Annotated in this window: 2 protein-coding genes; one reads left to right on the top strand and one right to left on the bottom strand. The window is 31.7% G+C overall.

Annotated elements, in window-relative coordinates; translation table 11 throughout:
• Positions 1-62: 62 nt before the first annotated feature.
• Positions 63-683, bottom strand: coding sequence for a GDSL-type esterase/lipase family protein (locus tag RRY75_RS14050; RefSeq protein WP_332493498.1), 621 nt, complete (start codon positions 681-683; stop codon positions 63-65).
• Positions 684-1171: 488 nt separating this feature from the next.
• Here RRY75_RS14050 and RRY75_RS14045 point away from each other — a divergent pair, with 488 nt between their 5' ends.
• Positions 1172-2680 carry a DUF1846 domain-containing protein gene (locus RRY75_RS14045; protein WP_332493499.1) on the top strand — a complete coding sequence of 503 codons (1509 nt, stop codon included), beginning with the start codon at positions 1172-1174 and terminating at the stop codon, positions 2678-2680.
• Positions 2681-3025 lie beyond the last annotated feature (345 nt).

The raw sequence follows: 3025 nt of genomic DNA, 5'->3' as shown, positions 1-3025 counted from the left end.
ATTATAGGTGAAAAAATAAAAGGAGTTAGAGCATGAGGCTCTAATTCCTTTTATATATAAAGTTAGATGTATTTTTCAATTTGTTGTTTCCACACTAGATAGCCAGCACCATTTAAATGTGCACCATCTTTTGTATAGTCACTAAGGAGTTCGTTTGTTTCAGTTACAAAATGATCATAGAGATTGATAAAGTTAAAATCATAAGATTTAACGAGAGGTTCTAACATGGCATTGATAGATTGAACAACTGTATTATCAATAGGATGTGCATATACGGTATTATTAACAGGTAAACAACTTTGAACATAGACAGTACAATTTTCTAAGCCTTTAAACTGATCAAAGATGACAGTGTATTCTTCCTGCATCTGTTTTGCACGTTTGCCATCCATAATATCATTGATACCTATTTTAATAAAGATTTTAGATGGTTTATTAGCTAATAAGTTAGGCATTCTCTCGTTGAGCCATGTTAAGCGGTCACTATCTATCCCACGATTGATTATGTTTGTATTATCAAACATTTCAGCCCATTCATTTCTTTGAGTGATAGAGTCACCTACAAACATAATACAACCATCTTTTGGTGGAAGGACCTCAAAGGTTTCTCTTCTGTTTAATACATATGGCCATGGATTAGGTGAGGTGATGTATTTAGCTTCTGATGGGGTCTTTGTATTCATTGTAATTCCTCCTAGTAAAATTTAATGATAAATTTTATCTTTTTCTTAATTTATGCAACTTATTTAGTATATAATAAGACGAAAATATTGTCACTAGGTTATAGACTAATAAAAAGAAATTTTGATGTTTGAAATAAAATATAAAAATAAAGAAGTTTAAAATTGTTAGTCATATAAAATGAGGATTGAGGTAACAATAAAACCATAAGCATAAAATGAGCTTACGGTTTTATTGTTTATACTTATATAAAATTTTAGAAATTAAGTATTTAACTTGTTTTATGGGGGTATCTTCCATTATAGCACACCTTGCAAACACTATAAATAAGCCTTAAAAAGTTTGCAAAAACTTTGTAAGAATACAACAAAAATGCTAACTAATATGCCTTAATAAAAAGAAGATATTAAGACTACTAAAATAGAAATAAAAGAGGTATGATATATACTTGAGATTTGATTAGAACGGACAAAACGAGGAGGATACAACCATGAAAATAGGATTCGATCATAATAAATATCTACAAGAGCAATCAACATACATCTTAGAACGTGTAAATAATTACGATAAGCTGTACCTTGAGTTTGGCGGAAAGCTCTTATTTGATATGCATGCAAAAAGAGTATTACCAGGATTTGATGAAAATGCAAAAATTAAACTCCTTCATAAATTAAAAGATAAAGTAGAAATTGTTATTTGCGTGTATGCAGGAGATATTGAACGTAATAAAATCCGTGGTGACTTTGGAATTACATATGATATGGACGTCCTAAGACTCATTGATGACCTTAGAGAGTATGAGTTAGACGTAAATAGTGTTGTTATTACTCGTTTTGAAGGGCAACCAGCTACAACTGTATTTATTAATAAACTTGAAAGACGTGGGATCAAAGTTTATAAACATAGTGCAACTGCAGGTTATCCTACAGATGTAGATACAATCGTAAGTGATGAAGGATATGGCAAAAATCCTTATATTGAAACAACTAAACCGATCGTAGTTGTGACAGCACCAGGTCCAGGAAGTGGAAAGCTTGCAACTTGCTTAAGCCAACTTTATCATGAAAACAAAAGAGGTCGTGTAGCAGGGTATTCTAAATTTGAGACATTCCCAGTATGGAATGTACCACTTAAACACCCACTTAATATTGCTTATGAAGCAGCAACAGCAGACCTTAAAGATGTAAATATGATTGATTCCTTCCATTTAGAAGCATATGGTCAAATGGCTGTTAACTATAACCGTGACCTTGAAACTTTCCCAATCTTAAGACGTATTATTGAGAAAATTACAGGGGAAGAATCTGTCTATAAATCACCAACAGATATGGGTGTTAACCGTGTTGGGTATGGTATTACAGATGATGAAGTAGTAAAAGAAGCTTCTAGACAAGAAATTATTAGAAGATACTTTAAAACAGCTTGTGAATACAAAAAAGGTCATGCAGATAAAGAAACAGTTCAACATGTTAAACTGATTATGGAAGAACTGAAACTTAAAGAAGAAGATCGTAAGTCAGTTGTAGCAGCAAGAGTAACAGCAGCGAAAATGAAATTAGAAGCAGAAAAAAATGAAATCTGTTCAGCAGTGGCTATTGAACTTCATAATGGTACTATGATTACTGGTAAATCATCTAGCTTAATGGATGGTACATGTGCTGCACTTGTAAATGCTATCAAATACTATGCAAACATTGCAGATGACATGCACCTTATTTCTCCTGTTATTTTAGAACCTATTTTAGCACTTAAAAAAGAAACACTTAAAAATAAAAATTCAGCACTTAACTGTGAAGAAGTATTGATTGCTCTTACAATTTGTGCTGCAACGAATCCAATGGCACAAATGGCACTTGAAAAACTAGAGATGCTTAAAGGATGCGAGGCACATTCAACAACTATTTTAAGTCATAACAGTGAAAATTCATTTAGAAAATTAGGAATTGAAGTCACATGTGATCCTATCTATCCAACAGATAACTTATACTACAATAACTAATCATAGGTGTAAAACCTTAAATGATATATTAATATCCCTACTATTTGATTTAAAATAGCAGGGGTATTAATATATAATAAGTTTATATCAAGTGCTATTTATAAGTATAAGCAGTACTGTCTGGAATCACTTACATAAAATAGGAAGAAATAACTACAAATAAGTTTTAGGGAAAAAGGTAATACTATTAAGAGATAAAGGAGAATAAATGAAGAAAAAAGAAAAAAAGATAAAAAAAGTGTAAAAAGGTATTTACTTACGTCAATAGGTGTGATATTATAAATGACGTCAAGGCCCATTGGTCAAGCGGTTAAGACACCGCCCTTTCACGGCGGTAACAGGAGT

Origin of the sequence: Niameybacter sp. (genome assembly GCF_036655075.1) — a bacterium.
Classification (GTDB): Bacteria; Bacillota; Clostridia; order Lachnospirales; family Cellulosilyticaceae; genus Holtiella.
The sequence above is the reverse complement of the archived record's forward strand: the minus strand, read 5'-3'. Positions and strand labels throughout refer to the sequence as shown.